Annotated in this window: 14 protein-coding genes; 8 read left to right on the forward strand and 6 right to left on the reverse strand. The window is 59.8% G+C overall.

The features are described from left to right. Positions 1-15: 15 nt before the first annotated feature. From CHH27_RS07080 to tyrS, 3 genes are all read left to right on the forward strand, one after another. Entirely contained in the window at positions 16-768 is a 753-nt protein-coding gene (locus CHH27_RS07080) for a DUF4396 domain-containing protein (RefSeq protein WP_094070967.1), read from the forward strand. Next, positions 769-897 (forward strand): hypothetical protein, encoded by a 129-nt coding sequence (locus CHH27_RS28465; protein WP_256386422.1) that lies wholly within the window; start codon positions 769-771, stop codon positions 895-897. A 91-nt stretch (positions 898-988) separates the two neighbouring features. Continuing rightward, positions 989-2242, forward strand: coding sequence for a tyrosine--tRNA ligase (gene tyrS / locus CHH27_RS07085; protein WP_094070968.1), 1254 nt, complete (start codon positions 989-991; stop codon positions 2240-2242). 84 nt (positions 2243-2326) lie between these two features. Here tyrS and CHH27_RS07090 read toward each other — a convergent pair whose 3' ends face one another. After that, the gene (locus tag CHH27_RS07090) at positions 2327-5548 is read right to left on the reverse strand and encodes an AsmA-like C-terminal domain-containing protein (RefSeq protein WP_208988646.1); all 3222 of its coding nucleotides are present in this window, start codon (positions 5546-5548) and stop codon (positions 2327-2329) included. 273 nt (positions 5549-5821) lie between these two features. Between CHH27_RS07090 and bcp the strand changes: the two genes are divergently transcribed. The 3 genes from bcp to CHH27_RS07105 all read left to right on the forward strand — a co-directional run bounded on the left by bcp (position 5822) and on the right by CHH27_RS07105 (position 8604). Continuing rightward, on the forward strand, positions 5822-6289 hold the full coding sequence (gene bcp / locus CHH27_RS07095; protein ID WP_094074574.1) for a thioredoxin-dependent thiol peroxidase: 468 nt from the start codon (positions 5822-5824) through the stop codon (positions 6287-6289). A gap of 36 nt (positions 6290-6325) precedes the next feature. Further along, positions 6326-7162 carry a ferritin-like domain-containing protein gene (locus CHH27_RS07100; protein ID WP_094074575.1) on the forward strand — a complete coding sequence of 279 codons (837 nt, stop codon included), beginning with the start codon at positions 6326-6328 and terminating at the stop codon, positions 7160-7162. A 161-nt stretch (positions 7163-7323) separates the two neighbouring features. Beyond that, on the forward strand, positions 7324-8604 hold the full coding sequence (locus CHH27_RS07105; protein WP_208988650.1) for a M23 family metallopeptidase: 1281 nt from the start codon (positions 7324-7326) through the stop codon (positions 8602-8604). 60 nt (positions 8605-8664) lie between these two features. Here the strand turns inward: CHH27_RS07105 and prfB are convergent. The 4 genes from prfB to CHH27_RS07120 form a co-directional block, all read right to left on the reverse strand. Next, a protein-coding gene (gene prfB / locus CHH27_RS07110) for a peptide chain release factor 2 (RefSeq protein WP_157738763.1) occupies positions 8665-9796 on the reverse strand; the annotation gives its coding sequence in 2 pieces (ribosomal slippage) (positions 8665-9726 and positions 9728-9796; 1131 coding nt in all). A gap of 155 nt (positions 9797-9951) precedes the next feature. Next, positions 9952-12423, reverse strand: coding sequence for a penicillin-binding protein 1A (locus CHH27_RS07115; protein WP_208988914.1), 2472 nt, complete (start codon positions 12421-12423; stop codon positions 9952-9954). A 203-nt stretch (positions 12424-12626) separates the two neighbouring features. Next, positions 12627-13022, reverse strand: coding sequence for an N-acetylmuramoyl-L-alanine amidase (locus tag CHH27_RS28060; RefSeq protein WP_371681833.1), 396 nt, complete (start codon positions 13020-13022; stop codon positions 12627-12629). Then, the gene (locus tag CHH27_RS07120; RefSeq protein ID WP_208988652.1) at positions 12980-13903 is read right to left on the reverse strand and encodes an N-acetylmuramoyl-L-alanine amidase; all 924 of its coding nucleotides are present in this window, start codon (positions 13901-13903) and stop codon (positions 12980-12982) included. The genes CHH27_RS28060 and CHH27_RS07120 overlap by 43 nt, the downstream gene beginning before the upstream one ends. Positions 13904-14591: 688 nt before the next feature. On the opposite strand from CHH27_RS07120, the gene CHH27_RS07125 reads away from it, so the two are divergent. Further along, positions 14592-17429, forward strand: coding sequence for a ribonuclease E/G (locus CHH27_RS07125; protein ID WP_094070971.1), 2838 nt, complete (start codon positions 14592-14594; stop codon positions 17427-17429). A 293-nt stretch (positions 17430-17722) separates the two neighbouring features. Beyond that, the gene (locus tag CHH27_RS07130) at positions 17723-18241 is read left to right on the forward strand and encodes a DUF2478 domain-containing protein (protein ID WP_157738765.1); all 519 of its coding nucleotides are present in this window, start codon (positions 17723-17725) and stop codon (positions 18239-18241) included. A gap of 95 nt (positions 18242-18336) precedes the next feature. Here the strand turns inward: CHH27_RS07130 and CHH27_RS07135 are convergent, their stop codons facing one another. Next, the gene (locus tag CHH27_RS07135) at positions 18337-19506 is read right to left on the reverse strand and encodes a pyridoxal phosphate-dependent aminotransferase (protein ID WP_094070973.1); all 1170 of its coding nucleotides are present in this window, start codon (positions 19504-19506) and stop codon (positions 18337-18339) included. Between the last annotated feature and the right edge of the window lie 123 nt (positions 19507-19629).

Genomic DNA, 19629 nt, shown 5'->3' on the forward strand with positions numbered 1-19629 from the left:
CTTGGAGGTGAAATCATGTTGCAAGGCGCCATGATTGTCTGGTTCTCGCTGACTGCAGCCAGTCTCGCATTCGTGATCTGGGACTCATTCTTCAACGGTGTCACCAGCTGGGTCCAACGTCTCGCGTGGATACTTGTTGTGGCTTATACCGGCCCCATCGGGTGCTTTCTTTTCCTGATGACCTGCCGGCGGCCTTTCCCCGGAGGGCATGACCAGTTCACCAACAAACCCTGGAAGCAGGCGATCAACAGCGAGATGCACTGCCTGGCAGGCGACGCCACCGGCATTGTCATTGCGGCCGCCATTGTCCCGATGCTCGGGCTGACCAACGGCTGGGACAGTACATTCGAATATGCCGCCGGCTTTCTGTGCGGGCTGTTTGTGTTTCAGGCGCTGATGATGCGCGCCATGTTCGATGGAGACTACTGGAAGGCGGTTCGCAAGACCTTTTTCGCCGAAACCGTGTCCATGAATTGCGTCATGGCAGGCATGCTCCCGACAATGATTGCCCTCACCGGCCTGTGGCCCGGGTCCGAGAACCCGCTCTCAGCAGAATTCTGGTTCCGGATGAGCCTGGCCTCCGTCGTGGGGCTGGTGACGGCCTACCCCGTCAATTTCTGGCTGGTCACAGCTCATTTGAAACATGGTTGCATGACCTTGCCCGGCAAGGATACGCCCGCTCTCGGGCACCGGTCTCCGGAAATGCCGATGGAAGACATGGCCCCCCACAATCACGGGACCTCGCAGGGCGGCCACCGGGCCATGTAGATGGCGAAGCTGTCGCTCCCCGTACAGGTGCTGCTGATCGCCGCGTCCTTTGCCTTGCTGCTCCTTGCGGCCCTGGCAACAGACGCATTTGTACCGATCCGCTTTGGCTTCGCGTCTGCAATGGGCTGATTTCCAGCCAGCTGCAATTTACAAGACCGGCTGCACGCGCTAGAGCACGACGCCGAGGACGCCAAATGGCAAACAGCACGGACAGGCAGGCATGAGCGAGTTCAAATCGGACTTTCTAAACGTTCTTTCAGAGCGCGGTTTCATTCATCAGATTTCAGATCCGCAAGGACTGGACGCGCTATGCGCCCGGGAAACCGTAACAGCCTATATCGGTTTCGACTGCACCGCGCCGAGCCTGCATGCCGGTTCGCTGGTGCCGATCATGATGCTGCACTGGTTCCAGAAGACCGGGCACCGGCCGATTGCCCTCATGGGTGGCGGCACCACCCGCGTCGGAGATCCGTCCGGCAAGGATGAATCGCGCAAGATGCTCACCGAAGAGCTGATCGAGGAAAACAAGTCCGGGATCAAGAAGGTTTTCGAAAAGCTGCTCACCTTCGGTGACGGCCCGAACGATGCCCTGATGCTTGATAACGCCGACTGGCTGCTGAAGCTGAATTATGTCGATTTCCTGCGCGACATCGGCCGACATTTTTCTGTCAATCAGATGATCCAGCGGGATTCGGTCCGCTTGCGGCTGGAACGCGAGCAACACCTGTCCTTCCTGGAGTTCAACTACATGCTGCTCCAGGGATACGACTATCTGGAGCTCTACCGCCGCACGGGCTGCCGCCTGCAGATGGGCGGTTCCGACCAGTGGGGCAATATCCTGTCAGGCACTGACCTTGTGCGGCGTCTGACGGAAGTCGATGCCTTTGCTCTCACCTCGCCCCTCCTGACCACCTCGTCGGGAGCAAAGATGGGCAAGACGGCAGCCGGCGCAGTCTGGCTCAACGAGGAACAGCTTTCCGCCTATGACTACTGGCAGTATTGGCGGAACACCGAGGACGCTGATGTTGAACGCTTCCTCAAACTGTTCACGGTTCTGCCCATGGACGAAATCGCCCGCCTCGCCGCGCTTCAGGGCTCTGAAATCAACGATGCGAAGAAAGTGCTGGCCACCGAAGCGACAGCGCTGATCCACGGCCGTGAAAAGGCGGAAGCTGCGGCTGAAACGGCGCGAAAGGCCTTCGAGGAGGGCCAGTCCGCCGCAGGGCTGCCAACCGTTGAAATCGCAAAGGCAGAGCTGGAAACAGGCCTTGGGGTTCTGTCTGCCTTCGTCACTGCAGGTCTGTGCGCCTCAAACGGCGACGTTCGCCGCAACATCAAGGGCGGTGCGGTCAAGATCAACGACCAGGGCGAGCAAAACGACAAGCGCCAGCTCACCACCGCCGACCTGACCGATGACGGCATCATCAAACTGTCCCTGGGCAAGAAGAAACATGTCTTGCTGAAGCCAGTCTAGGCAACCTCGGCGTTCCGAGGCCGACAGGATAATAGGTGAAGGGGCCGCATTGCGGCCCTTTTTCTTTAAACGGAAACTCTGCAGCTAGTTGGACTGGAACTCGAACATCTTGCGGAAGATACCCGGGGCGATCGCGGAGATCGGATTGACGGAAAGGACCGGGTCGGACACGGATCCCGACAACTTGTAGGTCACACCGATCAACCCCTCCCCGGAATTGCCCCCAAGCGCAAATCCCAAAAGCGGGATCTTGGCAAAGAAGTTGTTGAGAGCGTAGATCGGCACAAAGGTGCCCGTCAGGCTCATGGTCTGCTGCGCAAGGTCGACGGTTCCGCTGACGGTTCCGCCAAGCGCATTGCCCTGCAAAGCCCCCCGACTGATGGTCAACTGATCGCCTTCGCGGGCGAAATTGATCACGAGCGTGTCGAAACTTGCGTTGCCGCTTGCTTCGCGTGTGCTGGCGACGGATCCGTCCTGGTTAAACTTCGACCGGTCCCGTTCACGGATCCGCTTGATGGCGGGATCTTCCGTGATCTGCAGGGACCGCACATTGAATTCACCAACCCAGCTGTCCTCATCCGCCATCGCAACACTGAGCGATCCGGCGCCGCCCTGCATGCGCTCGTAAAGATCGAGAAAACGCAGTGTCGCTCCCGTGTCTTCAAAGCGGCCATTTGCCGTTTGGGCTCCGCCCTGGTCGGCAACGACGAACTCGAATTTCGAACGTCCGTTGACCAGCCCTTTCAGATCCGCGGACATCAGACCTTTTGCACCGGTTTCCACCTGACCGCTGAACTGGTCGATCGACTGATTGTTGAAACCGGTCACCTTGTCGATGGTCGCAGCAATCCGGGCACCTTCCGAAAAATCGCCAGCGCCCTTGCTGCCACCGGGGTCACGCATGTTGCGCACTAGACCGCGACCGTCAAAGGACGCACCGGTGAATATGATGTCGTAACGGCCGTCGGAGGCCTTCTGAATTTCTACTTCAACATTGTCTCCGGGACGCAGACGGAAAGTGTCGAAGGAGGCGCTGACGAGATCGCCCTTTTCGGACAGGTTCATGTTGCCGGCAACATCGACGCCCTCCGAGGACAGCCTGAAGCCCTGAATCTTTCGGTCGGTATCCGTCTCAACCAGCCGGAATGACGCGGTTGCCGGAACGCCCTTGGCCTTCTGCCAGCCAAGTGCCTTCAGGCGCAGGTCAGTCTGTTTCAGGTCGATTACAAAATCCTGCCCCTCGGCCGCCTTTGCGACGCTCAAGGTCATGGCGCCGTCCAGGAAGGCGGTCAGGTCGATGCCCTTGTCCTTGAGCTGCTTGGCCGAGACCCTGACCACAACATCCTGCCGGGCCGCAATCCCGGATTCCCCTAGCGGCACGACAAGGTCAATGTCCGCCTTCAGGCCATCCAGGATACCCCGGCCGGTAATTGCGACCTGATCACGGTCCGCGACCAGTGAAAGGTCCGCCTTGGCCACAGTATGCCCCAGGATCGGATTTGCATCCGTGAAGTCGGTCAGGTTGCCGGTTGCCTGCCAATCGATCTTGGCGATATCGATCGTCTTTTCGAGCGGAAAACTTGCGGCAATATCGAGTTGTCCGTCACCCTCGACGCCGCCTGCCACAAGTCCGGCCTTTTCAAGAACCTTGAAAGGTGCACTGTTAATCACAGCACCAAGATCAAGGGCAGCAGCCTCGATCCTAGTCGAAATCTCGGCCAGTTTTCCGTCCCGCAATGGCAGCCTCAAGATCTTGAAGACTGCTTGCGGGACCTGGACAGGACCGCCCGTGGACGCCGTCGCCCCGCCGTCCCGGGCCGTTACCGTCAATGTCTCATCCTGAACAACAAGCGTGCCGTTGAGACCACTGACTTCCGGAATATCGCCGACCGGCGTCACGGCCGCATCGGAAAAGGTCATGTCCAGGCGCATATCGTTGCCTGACCAGCCCGGGTTCGGATCGCGATGATCGAACGCTGGAGGACGAACCGCCCCTGTAAAGGAAACCTTTTCGATCAACCCGGCCTTGAGCCGTTCATTGACCCATTTCCGCGCCGGCGGTACCAGCGTGATCGGCCAGAGCTGCTTGGCAACGGCGACCGGGATCTGCTCACCTTCTGCGGCCAGCGCGAGGTAAGGCCCCTCGGGCGTAATCTCGAGATAGGCCACGCCATGGGCGACAGCTTTGCCAGACCGTGCGGTGAACCTGTCGATGGACAGGAGCCGCTTTTGTGGGTCGAAGCGCGCGCGGACCTGAATACCGTCCATCATGTGAGGCGCTTCCGGCACGTCCGCTGATCCGAATTGCGGATTCTCGGAGTCCAGAAAAATCCTCCACTCGGCATTGTCTCCCTCCACGGGAGCGATCCCCCCGTTCAGGAAGATCCGCGTGTTTCCGCGAATGATATGAGACCTGGTAATCTCGATGTCGTTGCGCCCCTGGCGGAACAACAAGGAAACCGCAGCATCGTCAAAGGCGACAAGCGTTTTGCCCATCTGGAACCAGCCGTTGCGGACACGTGCTACGGCATTTGCGGTCAGAAACTTTCCATCCGCTGTCAGCCGGCTTTCAATTTTGGCCGAGGCCGGCAACCCAAACCCCTTGCCTTGCGCCACAGTCGCATCGGGCCCCAGCAGCTCGGCCAATGTAATTCCGTTGACCACGACACCGATGTTCTTTTGGCTGCCACCTTCCGGTGCGCTGCGTGCCAGTTCCATGCGCCAGGTCGAGACGTTCCCGGTCACCTTGGCGTATGCGCGTATCGCCCTGTTCTCGCTGCGAAAGATATCGGCATCGATACCGTCAAAACGCCGGAGCGATTTGCCGGACAGTTCCACCGAAGCGTTGCGGATACGCACGAACCGCAAGGCACGGCGGGCAAACTGATCGTCGATGACATCGCTGACCCGATCGATCGCTTCCATGAGCGGTTCCATTTCCGGAACCTTTGCCGGGCCGCCGGGCAGCCCCACTCTGACCTCAGGGTTTTTCAGATCAAGCCAGCTGAAGTGGATGTTGCCGCCGAGAAGAGCATCCCTGTCGAGCGGGGCGACCAGTTCCGGCAGGCTGATCCTGACGGGAGAAGCCCCGCCAATCTCTGCCTCCACATCCGAAATCAGCACATTGATTCCATCCGGAGCGGTAAAGTCGAGGCTGGCGTGTGCAACAGAAAGCTGGACAGGTCCGCGCGTTCCCTGGTGGGCCAGAAGGCTGCCCAGCAGGGGGACACGAACAGGTCCGGATGCGAACAGCGCAACCAGCCCGGCGCCGACCGAAATCAGAAGTACAGCGACCAGCCATCGCAAACGCAGACGCCTGCGTTTTTGCGGCCTGGTCTTATCTGCAGCTTCTAATCCGCCCTTTTGTGGCAAATCCGTCAATCCAGTTCTCTGCCTGCATGCGTAAAACAGGCGTTTCGGTTTGATTCAAAACGGGACTTTGCGCTAACCCTTCGCAACCCTGCGTGAGTCGCTCACCTTTTCATGATACCGCGATTGGACCAGAAAAAGCGACAGCGGTGGTTCGGGAAGCAACGCAAACCGGCATTAACGCACAAACTTTGACAGAAGGAAGGCATGATGAGCGAATTGGCCATTGGAGACAGCGCACCGGATTTTGATCTTGAAGGCAATGGTGGCGAGCGCGTGACACTCAGCGCCCTGAAGGGAAAACCCGCCGTGGTCTATTTCTATCCCAAGGACGACACCCCGGGCTGTACCAAGGAGGCGATCGCTTTCACCTCGCTTCGCAGCAACTTCGACAGTTTGGGCATCACCGTCATCGGACTTTCGCCCGATACGGCCGCAAAACACGACAAGTTCATTGCCAAGCATGATCTCAATCTTCGTCTGGGCGCTGACACGGAAACCGGCACCGCGCAGGCCTATGGCGTCTGGGTGGAGAAAAACATGTATGGCAAGAAATACATGGGCGTGGAACGCTCAACCTTTCTGGTGGACGCGGACGGAAAAATCGCCCAGATCTGGCGCAAGGTGAAGGTTCCGGGCCACGCCGAAGCGGTCCTGGAGGCAGCCCGAGCCCTCTGAAGACGAAGCCTGACAGGCGATCCGGGATCCATGACCATGCAATCATCTGAAGAAACCTGTCCGGCTTCCAGCCTCGTCGCCGGCGCACGGGCGATCGTAGCCTCTGGTGATACGGCGGAAAAAGTCCGTCTCGCCTATGCCGTGTCCAAGGCATGGTTTCAGCGCAAGCTCGCGCTCGGGAGCCCCTCGAAAGACGGTGCCATGCCGGATCGCCCGGGCCGCCCCGGCAAACCTGAGTTGCGAGCGCCAAGGGACATGCCCAAGCGCAGCCTGACAGGCACCGCAGGCCGTCTGGCGCTGATCCATTCCCTCGCTCATATCGAGCTCAACGCCGTTGACCTCACCTGGGACCTGATCGGTCGTTTTGCCGCGATCCGCCTTCCGAGATCCTATTACGATGACTGGGTGCGGGTCGGACTGGAAGAAGCGAAACATTTCGCCATGCTCCAGGACCGGCTTGCCAGACTTGGCGCAAGCTATGGCGACTTGCCCGCTCATGACGGTCTGTGGCAGGCAGCACAAGACACGGGTCATGACCTTGCCGCCAGACTGGCCATCATACCTCTTGTCCTGGAGGCCCGCGGCCTCGACATCACGCCCCCGATGATCGAAAAGGCGCGCTCGATCGGCGACGAGGACACCGCCAGGTGTCTCGACATCATCTACAGGGATGAGAAAAACCACGTTGCTTTCGGCGCCAAATGGTTCCGATTCTTGTGTGACCGCCAGGGAATCAGGCCCGAACCGGCCTTCCATGAGTATGTGCGACGGCATTTCCGCGGAGCGCTGAAGCCTCCCTTCAACGACCGCGCGCGTTCGGAAGCCGGACTAACCCCCGGTTTTTACAAGCCTCTTGCGCCTCTCGTAGGGTAATTTCCGGCCCCATGAAGACGAATTATTAACCTTACCAAATTCTAATCAGACTCAGTTCTCATGCAGAATGCAGACAGTGACTGAGTGATGATGCAACAGCGCCAAGAAACGACGCAGACTTATCAAGCCCCCGGTCAGCACCGCAAGAAGCGGCGCTCGGAATGGCGGCGAAAAAAACCACATACACGATGCGACCCGTGCATCTGATATGCGGCGCCCTGGCTTGTGTGGCGACTACCCTCACCATTGCCGGAACGATCGGTTACTACATGATGCGTAGTGACATGATCGCGGAAGCCAGTGCGGAGCGCACGGAACTGGTGCTGGAATACCAGAATCACATCGACCGCCTGCGCGCCGAGATCGAGACGCTGACAAGCCGCCAGATGGTGGATCGGGAGACGGTTGAAATCCAGGTCATGGACGTGCTGCGTCGTCAGCACGATCTCAGTCAACGCCATGCTATCGTCACCGACCTCGTGGCACGCGCCGAGAGTGTTGGCATCTACCTGAGCAACGACAAGCCTCTGCCTCCGCAAAAACCGTCACTCGACTCCCGCGGACTGGCAGCTCTGGGCGGCGACGACAACACAGCCATTGGCGGCGAGAGCGAGTTGATCGACGAACCGGTCAAGGCGCTCGGTCTGCGCGATGGCGCCAGCAAGAGCTTTGACCCGCTCACCATCCTGCAACAGCCGATCTCCGGTGAGGCAGGCGTGCCGGATGCGTTAAAAAAAAACTCTGAGAAGCAGGCCGCTCTCGACGCGATAAAAGCCAATATTTCCGAGATGGACGTGGAAAGTACCGCGGCCGTCGACGCCATTACCGTGGCCACCGAAAGCCGGATCGAGGAAATTCTCGGTATTACCAGCGCAATCACCCCCGGCGTGAACAAGGCCCTGCGCAAGCAATCCGCTTTGGGCGGTCCGTTTCAGCCTATCACCGAAGAGAATTTTCCGGACCGGCTAGAGCGTGCCAATGCCGCGCTGACCGCCTTGCGCCGCGTGAAATTCACCGCCTTGAGACTGCCGATCAAACGGCCGATCCGAAACGGCTCGGTCTCCAGCAGTTATGGACCGCGCGTCGACCCGTTTCTGGGACGTCTTGCCATGCATACCGGCATCGACTTCAAGGCTCCTTATGGCGCCCGTGTCTTCTCCTCCGCCCCGGGCACCGTTCTCAGTGCAAAGAGGAAGGGCGGTTATGGCAAGATGGTCGAGATTCGCCATGCCAACGGTTTTGTGACGCGTTATGCCCACCTCAGCCGCATCCAGGTGGCCGAAGGCGATCACGTCCTGGCAGGAGATCTGATCGGCAATGTCGGTTCAACCGGTCGCTCCACAGGGCCGCATCTTCACTACGAAATCCGCCGTCACGACAAGCCGAGCAACCCCGCAAGTTTCCTGTCTGCAGGTGACAAGCTGGCTGAGCTTGCCCTTTAGGGTCAAAATGCAAAACGGGGCCGATTGGCCCCGTTTTCCTGTCGGCAGTTCTGCGTAAGCTCAGTCGATATCCTCGACCTCGACCGGATCTCCACCAAACACGCGCTGTGCCAGCGACGCTTCCATGAACTTGTTCAGATCGCCATCCAGAACATCGCCCGGCGACGTGCTTTCCACGCCGGTCCTGAGATCCTTCACAAGCTGATAGGGCTGCAGGACATAGGACCTGATCTGGTGCCCCCAGCCGATATCGGTCTTGGACGCGGCTTCGGCACTCGCCGCCTCTTCCCGCTTCTTCAGCTCAGCCTCGTAAAGGCGGGCTTTCAGCATGTTCCAGGCCGTTGCCCGGTTCTTGTGCTGGGATCGCTCGGACTGGCACTGCACCACGATACCAGACGGCTGGTGCGTGATGCGCACGGCCGAGTCGGTCGTGTTGACGTGCTGACCACCGGCACCGGACGCCCGATAGGTATCGATCCGGCAATCACTTTCGTTGATATCGATTTCGATGGAATCATCGATCACCGGATACACCCAGGCACTGGAGAAGCTCGTGTGCCTGCGCGCGTTGCTGTCATAGGGCGAGATGCGGACAAGACGGTGAACGCCAGACTCGGTCTTCAACCAGCCATAGGCGTTTTCACCCTTGACCAGCAGGGTCGCCGATTTGATGCCGGCTTCTTCGCCGTCCTGGTATTCCAGCACTTCGACCTTGAAGCCGCGCTTCTCTGCCCATCTGCGATACATGCGCAGCAGCATCGACGCCCAGTCCTGGCTTTCGGTCCCGCCTGCGCCGGAGTGAATTTCCAGATAGGTATCGTTGCCGTCGGCTTCCCCGGACAGAAGCGACTGCAACTGCAACTCGCCCACCTTGTCCTTCAGGCCGCGTAGCGCCCCCTCGGCGTCTTCGATGACGGACGTGTCGTCCTCCATCTCACCCAGTTCGATCAGTTCGATATTGTCGGCCAGATCCTGTTCCAGCGCCTTGACGCCACTGATGCCGTCGTCGAGCTGCTGGCGTTCGCGCATCAGCTTCTGCGCCTTTCCGGGATCATTCCAGAGTTCCGGGTCCTCGGACAGAGCGTTCAGTTCTTCCAGACGGACAAGAGCCTGATCCCAGTCAAAGATGCCTCCTCAGCAGGCTTATGGCCTGCTTGATTTCATCGACGATCGCTTCCATCTCGGCGCGCATCGGATACCTCGCTTGTTTTCGGGAGTGGTCCGTCCGCTTTCCTCAAGCAGCCGGGCCGCAAATTGGAGCGGGACATTACCCGCGCGGGCTGCCCCTGTAAACAGATGAGGCGGCGGTCTGCCGGACAGACCGCCGCCTCTTGGAAATTAGGTTTATCAATAGAGACCGCTGGTTCCCTGGAAGACCGCCCCGGCCGCTTCCGGTGAAACGGAAGTCGGAACGCCCATGGAACTCTGGAAGTCGATGACCGAGTAGCTGTCATTCGGCGCCATGCCCGGCTTGAAGGCCTCCAGAATCGCACCCGGCGTTCCGGGCGTGGCCCGCTGCCCTGTGCCCCGGTTGATGGCAATCAGTTGCAGGCCCCTGGGCACCCGGAATTCGACAGGCGGCTTGTCGGCAAGGGCCTGTTTCACGAATTCGGTGAAGATCGGTGCGGCCACCTGCCCACCGGTAGCACCGCGTCCCATCGGCTTGGGATTGTCATAGCCAACAAAGACACCCACGGCGAGGTCTGGCGTGAAGCCCATGAACCAGGCATCCTTCTCGTCGTTGGTGGTACCGGTCTTGCCGGCCACGGGGCGGCCAACGGCACGGACGCGCGTTGCCGTGCCGCGCTGCACGACACCTTCCATCATGGAGGTGATCTGGTAGGCCGTCATCGGGTCCAGCACCTGTTCGCGGTCATCGATGAGGGTCGGTTCTCCCTGGCCGCTCCAGGAATCCTGGGTGCAGCCGTCACAAATGCGGCTGTCATGCTTGTAGATTGTGCGGCCATACCGGTCCTGGATCCGGTCGATCAGGGTCGGACGCACCTTCTTGCCACCGTTCGCAATTGTGGCGTAGGCGGTTGTCAGTCGCAGGACGGTGGTTTCCCCTGCCCCCAGGGACATGGACAGAACCGGCAACATGTTGTCGTAGATGCCGAACCGCTTGGCATATTCGGCCACCAACGGCATGCCCATGTCCTGCGCAAGCCGGACGGTCATGACGTTTCGAGACAGCTCGATCCCGGTGCGCAGGGTCGACGGACCATAGAACTTGCCACCGTAGTTCTGCGGTCGCCAGGTGCCCAGTCCCGGCCCCTGGCTGATCTCGAGCGGGGCATCCATGATCACCGAGGACGGGGTATAGCCGTTGTCGAGGGCCGCGGCATAAAGGAACGGCTTGAAGGAAGAACCCGGCTGGCGATAGGCCTGCGTGGCGCGGTTGAACTCGCTCTGCGCGAAGCTGAAACCGCCAACCAGGGCCAGAACGCGCCCCGTATAGGGATCCATTGCGACCAGCGCGCCGGAAACCTTCGGGATCTGGCGCAGTTCGAATGTTCCGGGCGCGACACTGCTTTCCTGAACATAGACGACGTCACCCGGTGCCAGCACGTCGGAAACCGCGTTTGGTGCCCGTCCATTGACCCGCGCCCATTTCATGGTCTCAAGAAAAAGCGGTCCGGCCTTGCGTTCGTCCGACAATTGTCCGCTGACCAGGGTTTCCGGCTGGACGCCGACCCTTGCCTGGTCGCTGCCGCTTTCAAGAACGACCGCAAGCCTCCACTCGGGCAGATCACTGAGCGCCTCGATTTTGGCAAGATCCACACCCCAGTCCGCACCAAGCGTGATCCTGTCGACCGGGCCGCGCCAGCTGCCGCGTTGATGGTCAAACTTGATCAGCCCGTCCATCAGGGACTTGCGAGCGATTTTCTGCAGTTCTGGATCCAGGGTCGAGCGCACGGAAAGACCGCCCTCATAGAGGCGCTTGTCGCCGAAGATCTCCGCAACTTCGCGGCGGACTTCCTCGGTGAAGTATTCTGCGGCAAACAGCCGGGAACCGGTTTCACGCGGCTTGACGACGATCGGCTTCTGCTTGGCTTCCTCGCCCTCCGCCGTGGTGATGTAGCCATCGGCCATCATGCGGTCGAGCACGTAGTTGCGCCGGGCAACCGCGGCTTCGGTCTTGCGGTACGGATGATAGTTGTTGGGCGCCTTCGGCAAGGCGGCCAGGTAGGCGATTTCTTCCAGGCTCAGCTCATGAACCGACTTGTCGAAATAGATCAGCGACGCCGCTGCGACACCATAGGCACCGAACCCGAAATAGATCTCGTTGAGATAAAGCTCCAGGATTTCGTCCTTGGTGTAGGCCTGCTCGATTCGCAGTGACAGGATCGCTTCCTTCACCTTGCGCTCGTAAGCCGCAGAGCGGCGACGCCGTTCCTCACTCACAAGGTCAGACAGCAGAAAGTTCTTTGCGACCTGCTGGGTGATCGTCGAGGCGCCCTCCGGCCGACGGCCGGACCCATAGTTCTGCACGAAACGCACGGAGGCACGGGCAATCCCCTCCGGGTCCACTCCGATGTGCTTGTAGAAATTCTTGTCTTCCGCCGCGATGAAGGCTTCCTTCAACTGATCGGGAATTGCCTGGATCGGCAGAAACATACGGCGCTGCGTAGCATATTCCGCCATCAGGCTGCCGTCTGCGGCATGAACGCGGGTCATGACCGGCGGCTCGTAATTCTTCAACGCGGTATAGTCCGGCAGATCTTCGGAAAGGGTCTGCAGATACATCCAAACGCCGGCCGCGATCAGAAGCGCGAAGACCGCACCGATCCCGAACAGATAGCCAAAAAACTTCACCAAGAATTTCATACCGCGGGCTCGTCTTTCCCCGTCCTGAGAGCAAATCTGCTCTGCCACTTCCAGTTCTTAACACGGAAACCTGAACTCGGCACGTTCAGATGCCGGTCCTTGCACAAACTTATGCGCCTTCCTCTTGCAGCAATATGGCGATGCTGAGGCAACAGCGGCGACACCAGGCGATTCTGCCCGGCGGCAAAGGCCTTTTACTGCGAGGGTGTTTCCGGCTGGCGCGCCAGTCGCGGCCGGAAGAACGCATGAATGGCCTCGTTCATCGCGTTGGCCATGCGCTCGCGCCATTCGTCCGAAATCAGAAGTTTTTCGTCATGTTCGTTGGACAGATACCCAAGTTCCACGAGAACGGACGGAACATCATGCGCTTTCAACACCCTGAATCCCGCAGAGCGATGCGGATTGTTGATCAGCCTGACCGCACTCTCCAGTTCACTCACCAGTGTGCGCGCAAAATAGACCGAAAACGAACGTGTTTCGCGCCGCGCCAGATCGAGCAGGATATCTGTGACTTCCGTTGGCTCCTCGTCGAGCTCGACCCCGGCGATCACGTCGGACATGTTTTCCGATTCGGCAAGATCCTCGGCCAACTGGTCGGATGCCTTGTCGGAGATCGTGTATACGGTCGCACCACGTGCAAATTTCTGCCCCGCCGCACCGAGTCGGCGTGGATCGAGATGAACAGGTCCGCCGCCAGCTCGTGGCCAATTTCAACGCGGCGTGCCAGCGACACGAATGTATCGTCGCTTCGTGTGAGTTTGACGTCGTAAAGTCCGGTTTCGTCCAGCTTGTCCTTCAGAAGCAGCGCGAAATCGAGCACGATCGCCTTCTCCAGCGTACCATGGACACCGGTTGCGCCCGTATCGATGCCGCCATGACCGGGATCCAGAAGGATCAGCGGCTTGACGCGATCCTTTTCGGCCGTCAGCCGGTCGCTCTTTGGCGCAGATTTTTCCGCCTGCGCCTCCGGCGTGCTTCTCGACGCCTCGACGAATGCTGAAAAGGCATCCGGTGATGTCTTGACCAGGTCCACAACCAGTCGCGCCGGCTGGTCGTCAACGGCAGGCAAGAAGAAAGTCTTGTCAACTTTCGCCGGGCCGGAGAGATCCATTACGATTCTCGACTTTCCGAGCGCAAACAGGCCGAAGCGCCAATCGGCAACCAGTCCGCGACCGTCCTGCCCCGCTTCGCTTGGTATGGAAAAGACGACTTCCGGAAGATCGATAATCAGCCGGTATGGATTGGCGAGGCCGGAAATCACCGGGGAAACCTGACGATCCATATCAAGCACGAATCGTGTCCGGCTCTCGTCGCCGGCGACGCGTGCACCGGTAACAACCGGTTTGGACGCTTCAGCCAGGGCAGTGTGAGACAAACCGCCAATCACGCAGAACAGCGTGGTCAGGCAGACTGCGAACGCCTTTTTCAGTGCGGTCATCTTGTGCAAGTCGCGGCCAGTTAGCGGCTTCATTCCGTTTACCAATTCGATTCTTCCGGCCATATTGCCCGTCTACTGCCCGGTTCCGCCCCCGCTGTACCTGTCATACGCCAACTACAACGACAGGAAAATGCCTTATCCAATTCACATTGCTTGCATTGCGACGCTCCGGATCGTAATAGTACCTTACGGATTTCGGTTCGATACCGATACCTTCCCAGATGGCGGACATGGGTACCTATCCACAACGTCATTGCATTCCAAGGCCTGCGAACGACAGGACAGAGGCCGTTCTGACGGTTGAATTGAAGGACCTGGAAGGCAGCGGACAAGGTAGCGGTGTCTGTTTGAGACCGCCCCGCCTCGCGACGTAATGCCCTGAAACAGATGGCAGTTTTTCCGGCGAGGCACGCGGCGGACAAGAACGGGTGACCCCTTCCGCGACCGGACGCAGGACTGGCAATGATGCCGAACTGCAGACCGGCCTGGTACAACGACTTAACTCAAGGGCCTGCGTTGCCCCGAAGGACCCGCGCGATGCACATGGTGATCGACATAATGCAAGGTACCGCTCCAGCGGCCGCTTGCGTTGATCATACGACCGCGCCGGGCGCAGACGCCCTTTCTCATCTTAGCAAAACCAGTACGGCAGCCATCCTCCTTTCGGGCGATGCGCGTTTTGCATACGCGCCCATGAGCGCTGCCGTGGAGACGTTCAATAATGGCAAACAAAATGCTGATCGACGCGGGCCACCCGGAAGAGACCCGGGTCGTCGTCGTGCGTGGCAATCGGGTTGAAGAATTCGACTTTGAAGCAGCAAACCGGAAACAGCTGCGCGGGAATATCTATCTAGCAAAAGTCACGCGGGTCGAGCCATCGCTCCAGGCCGCTTTCGTGGAATATGGCGGCAATCGCCATGGTTTCCTTGCGTTCAGCGAAATTCACCCGGACTACTACCAGATCCCGGTCGCCGACCGCGAGGCCTTGCTTGCGGCCGAAGCTGCCGACCGTCAGCGCGATGATGCTGAAGCAGAGGAAAAGCCCAAGCGCCGCCGCCGCTCGCGCGCAGCGAAGAACGAGTCGACCGAGACAGTCGCCAGCGAAAAGATCGAAGAACCTGCCGACGAAGCCGCGCGGAAAGACGCGGCGGAAGAATCGATTTCTGAAGATTCGTCCGAGACGGTCACTTCAGAAGCGAATGCCGCTGAGGAAGGTTCCAACACTTCTGGCGAAGAGGCTTCGGACGAAGGTGGCATCAGCGCACGCGCTCCTGAAGCCGAAAGCGACGAGACTTCCAGCGACGACGCCGAGGCAGACGAAAGCGACGCCGAAGCCTCAACCGAGGAAGACGACGCCGAAGAGGAAACCGAGGCCGAAGCTCCGGTGCGGACGCGTGGCCGCCGCCGGCGCCGCAAGTCCGACGACGATGACGACAGCGATAACGATGAGGACGCTGTTGAATCCGTTGGCGCCGAAGACGCGATGGAAGAAGTCCCCGAGCGCGTCGTGCCGCTGCGCAAGCAGTACAAGATCCAGGAAGTCATCAAGCGCCGCCAGATCATTCTGGTCCAGGTTGTCAAGGAAGAGCGCGGCAACAAGGGCGCCGCGCTGACCACCTACCTGTCCCTGGCTGGCCGCTATTCGGTGCTGATGCCGAACACCGCCCGTGGCGGCGGCATCTCACGCAAGATCACCCAGCCGACAGACCGCAAGCGCCTGAAAAAGATAGCTTCGGAACTGGACGTGCCGGAGGGCATGGGCGTCATTCTGCGTACTGCCGGCGCCAGCCGGACCAAGGCCGAGATCAAACGCGATTTCGAGTATCTGATGCGGCTTTGGGAAAATGTGCGCGAACTGACCCTGAAATCCAGTGCGCCAAGTCTCGTTTACGAGGAAGGCAGCCTGGTCAAGCGTTCCATCCGCGACCTCTACAACAAGGACATCAATGAAGTCCTTGTGGCGGGCGATGAAGGCTACCGCGAGGCCAAGGACTTCATGCGCATGCTCATGCCGAGCCACGCGAAGAACGTCCAGCCATACCGCGACCCCTCGCCTCTCTTCATCCGCTATGGTGTCGAACCGCAGCTGGATGCGATGTTCTCGCCCCAGGTGACGTTGAAATCCGGCGGCTACATTGTCATCAACCAGACCGAGGCTCTGGTGTCGATCGACGTGAACTCGGGCAAGTCCACCCGCGAACACAACATCGAGGACACCGCGCTGCAGACCAACCTGGAGGCGGCCGAAGAGGTCACCCGCCAGCTGCGCCTGCGCGATCTGGCCGGTCTGGTCGTGATCGACTTCATCGACATGGAGGAGTCGAAAAACAACCGGGCCGTCGAGCGTCGGCTGAAAGACTGCCTGAAGAACGACCGGGCGCGTATCCAGGTCGGCCGGATTTCGCATTTCGGCCTGCTTGAAATGTCGCGCCAACGCATCCGCACCGGGGTCCTGGAAAGCTCGACCACGCCTTGCCCGCATTGTCAGGGCACCGGCATGATCCGCTCTGTGGAGTCCGTTGCGCTGCACGTCTTGCGGTCCATTGAAGACAATCTCCTCAAGGGCGCATCGCATAACCTGATCCTGCGGACGACCACACAGGTCGCGCTCTACATCCTGAACCAGAAACGCTCCAACCTGGTCGATCTTGAAACCCGGTTTGCGATCGAGATCGAAGTCCATGCGGACGACATGGTCAACGGCCAGCTTTATGTTCTGGAACGCGGCGCAGCGGTTGACCGCGACCGGTTCCCGGCGCCCTCGCCGACCGTTCAGCCCGACACGGTCGAGATCATCGACGAGGACACCGAACAGCCGGATTATCAGGAAGCCGCGTCCGAGGACGAAGGTGAAGGCGAAGGTGACGGCCGCCGGCGCCGCCGTCGGCGCAAGCGCCGCAGAGGCGGTAGCGACGGCCGGCAGGAAAATGGCGACACCAAACAGGCAGCTGCCGAGGATGGCGACGCGGATGCTGACGCGCAGCCGCAGGAAGCCCGCTCTTCTGACGACGAGGCAGGTGACGACGAACCCCGCCGCAAGCGGCGCCGTGGCCGCCGGGGTGGCCGCCGCGGACGCCGCAATGGTGAAGGTGAAGGCGAAACACTCGCGTCCGAAGCTGGCGAGGAACAGACCGCCGAAGCTGACGGCAGTGCTGAAACCGACAGCGAACAACAGGTTGACGGCGAAGCTCCGGTGACGGAAGCCGTGGCCTCTGACGGTGAAGACGCCAGCGCATCTGCTCCGGAGACCACCGAGGAAATCCCGGCACCGGTTGAAGAAACACCCGTCGATCCGGCCGAAACGCAAACGACTGAAGAGCCGGTGGTTGCCGAGGCGGACGGGGAAGCCGAAGTCGCAGCCGAAAGCGAAACCGGAACCATCGTTGTCGATACGCCGACTTCCGAACAGCCCGTTGCCAACGAAGCTGCGGAAGAAGAAGAGCCACAGCAGCCCTCCGCTCCCGCGGAACCGGTGGTGACAAGCGAAACATCCGGTGAACCGCAGGAAGACAAGCCGAAGCGCGGCGGATGGTGGCAACGCGGCCGCTCGTTCTTCTAGGATCTGTTTCGATCAGTCAAAAAGGCGGCCATTGGCCGCCTTTTTTCTTGCGCTTGGATTTCAATCTGCGAACCCGAAGCAGGAACGTCAGGCTCGATGAGATTCATGCGGAGCGCGCGTTTGGCCGGTTCGAAACCTGATGTCAGGGATCAAACGAACTCAAAACACCGTCCAATGAGACCGAAGGTGTGGAAGCAATTGCGGAATCGCAAGGCGGAATGCGGACCGGAAGGCTCATATGGCCTTTGAATTCGGTGAACACGTCCGCCATGGACCAAGCTTATGGTGTGAGAATGGATATCGCGTGCATTCCCCTGACAGGTCAAGTTGCAACCGACCACCTTTTGAACAAGGTGGCAGATCGGTTGGCTGATGACGGATGCCGGTTGGTCGGTGCGTTACGGGTACCGGTTGCGGATGCCGAGATGGCACATTGCGACAGTACGCTGCGGCTTTTGCCGGATGGCATGTCCATTCGCATAAGCCAGGATCTCGGCGCCGGCTCGTCAGCCTGCCGGCTGGATGCCGGTGCGCTTGCCGAAGCAGCAGGCGTCGCCGAGACCCGTCTCACCGAGCAAGGTGCAGATCTGGTCATGCTGAACAAGTTCGGCCTGAGCGAGGCGGAAGGACGCGGTTTTCGAGCCTTGATTTCAAAGGCAATTGAAAGCGGTATTCCGGTCCTGATCGGTCTTTCCGATCCGCATCGCGCAGCTTTCGAGGACTTCACAGGAGCTCCTGCCAATCTCCTGCCGGCCGATGAAGAACATGTTTTGTCTTGGTGCCGCAATGCTGCGGGGGCCGGCCATAGATGACGGCCGAAAGATAGCCCTGCTTTTCTGATGAGACACGCAAGAGCGTCGGGCGATTGAAGAATTGCCGACCGCCCTGCCAAGCAGCTTGTCCGGTCTCAAGAACGCGTGAGAAAGCCGGACAACCTGTCCAATGCGTCTTTCATGTCTTCATGGGCACCGGCAAAGGAAAAACGCAGGAAGTCGTGTCCGTGCACGGGGTCGAAATCGACACCGGGTGTTGCCGCCACGCCAGCCTCCTGAAGCATCCTCGTGGCAAAGCCCAGGCTGTCGTCACTGAAACGGCTGATATCTGCATAGATGTAGAAGGCACCGTCAACGGGAAGCAGCCTGTCCAGACCGATCCGAGGCAAGCCGGCAACCAGCAGATCCCGATTGGCCGCGTAGACGGCCTTCACCGCTTCCAGCTCCTGAACCGCATCCAGCGCAGCCGTCGCGGCGATCTGCGATAGCTCCGGCGGTGAAATATAAAGGCTCTGGGCGATGCGCTCCGTCGGGCGGACAAGCTGCTCAGGCAGCACCATCCAGCCGATGCGCCATCCGGTCATGCAGTAGTATTTGGAGAAACTGTTGATGACGATGACATTCTGGGACGTTTCCAGAGCTGTCTTCTGCCCGCTGGCATAGTCCAGTCCATGATAGATCTCGTCGGAAATGAACCAGATCCCGGCATCTTCACAATACCGGACCAGATCATCCAGCGCTTCAGGGGTCATCATGGTCCCGGTCGGATTGGCCGGACTGGCCACAAGCACACCCTTGATCGGTCCATCCGCCTGTGCCTGATCGAGATGAGCCGGTGTCAGGCTCCACATAGTCTCTTCCCCCACCTCGATCTCAACCGGGACCAGCCCCAGCGACTTCAAAATGTTCCGGTAGGCCGGATAGCCGGGCGCTGTCAGAACCACGCGGTCCCCCGGGTCGAAGGCTGTCAGGAAAGCCAGGTTGAACCCGGCAGACGAGCCTGTGGTCGCCATGATCCGCCCGGCGGGCACGTCAACGCCATAGGTCTTGAGGTAATGCGCCGACAGTGCCTGGCGCAGCGGAGCGATGCCGAGCGCTTCGGTATACCCGAGACGGCCGTGCTCCAGAGCACTTCTGGCCGCTTCCAGGGCAATGCGCGGTGCCGGGGCAGACGGCTGGCCGACTTCCATATGCACGATCTTTCGCCCTTCGGCCTCCAGTCTGGCCGCTTCTGCGAGAACATCCATGGCGATGAAAGGAGCAACGTCGCTGCGGCGGGAGGGAAGGAAGGCGTTCTTTGTCATCGGGTCCTGGCGGCAAGGCTGAAACACAGCCTCCCCTATCGCGAATTTTCCGGGCAGATGCAACGCCGTTGCTGGCTGCGACGATGTGATGACCCTATTCTTACCGGTTTGTAATACGGCCTT

The organism is Labrenzia sp. VG12, from assembly GCF_002237595.1.
Lineage (GTDB): Bacteria > Pseudomonadota > Alphaproteobacteria > Rhizobiales > Stappiaceae > Roseibium.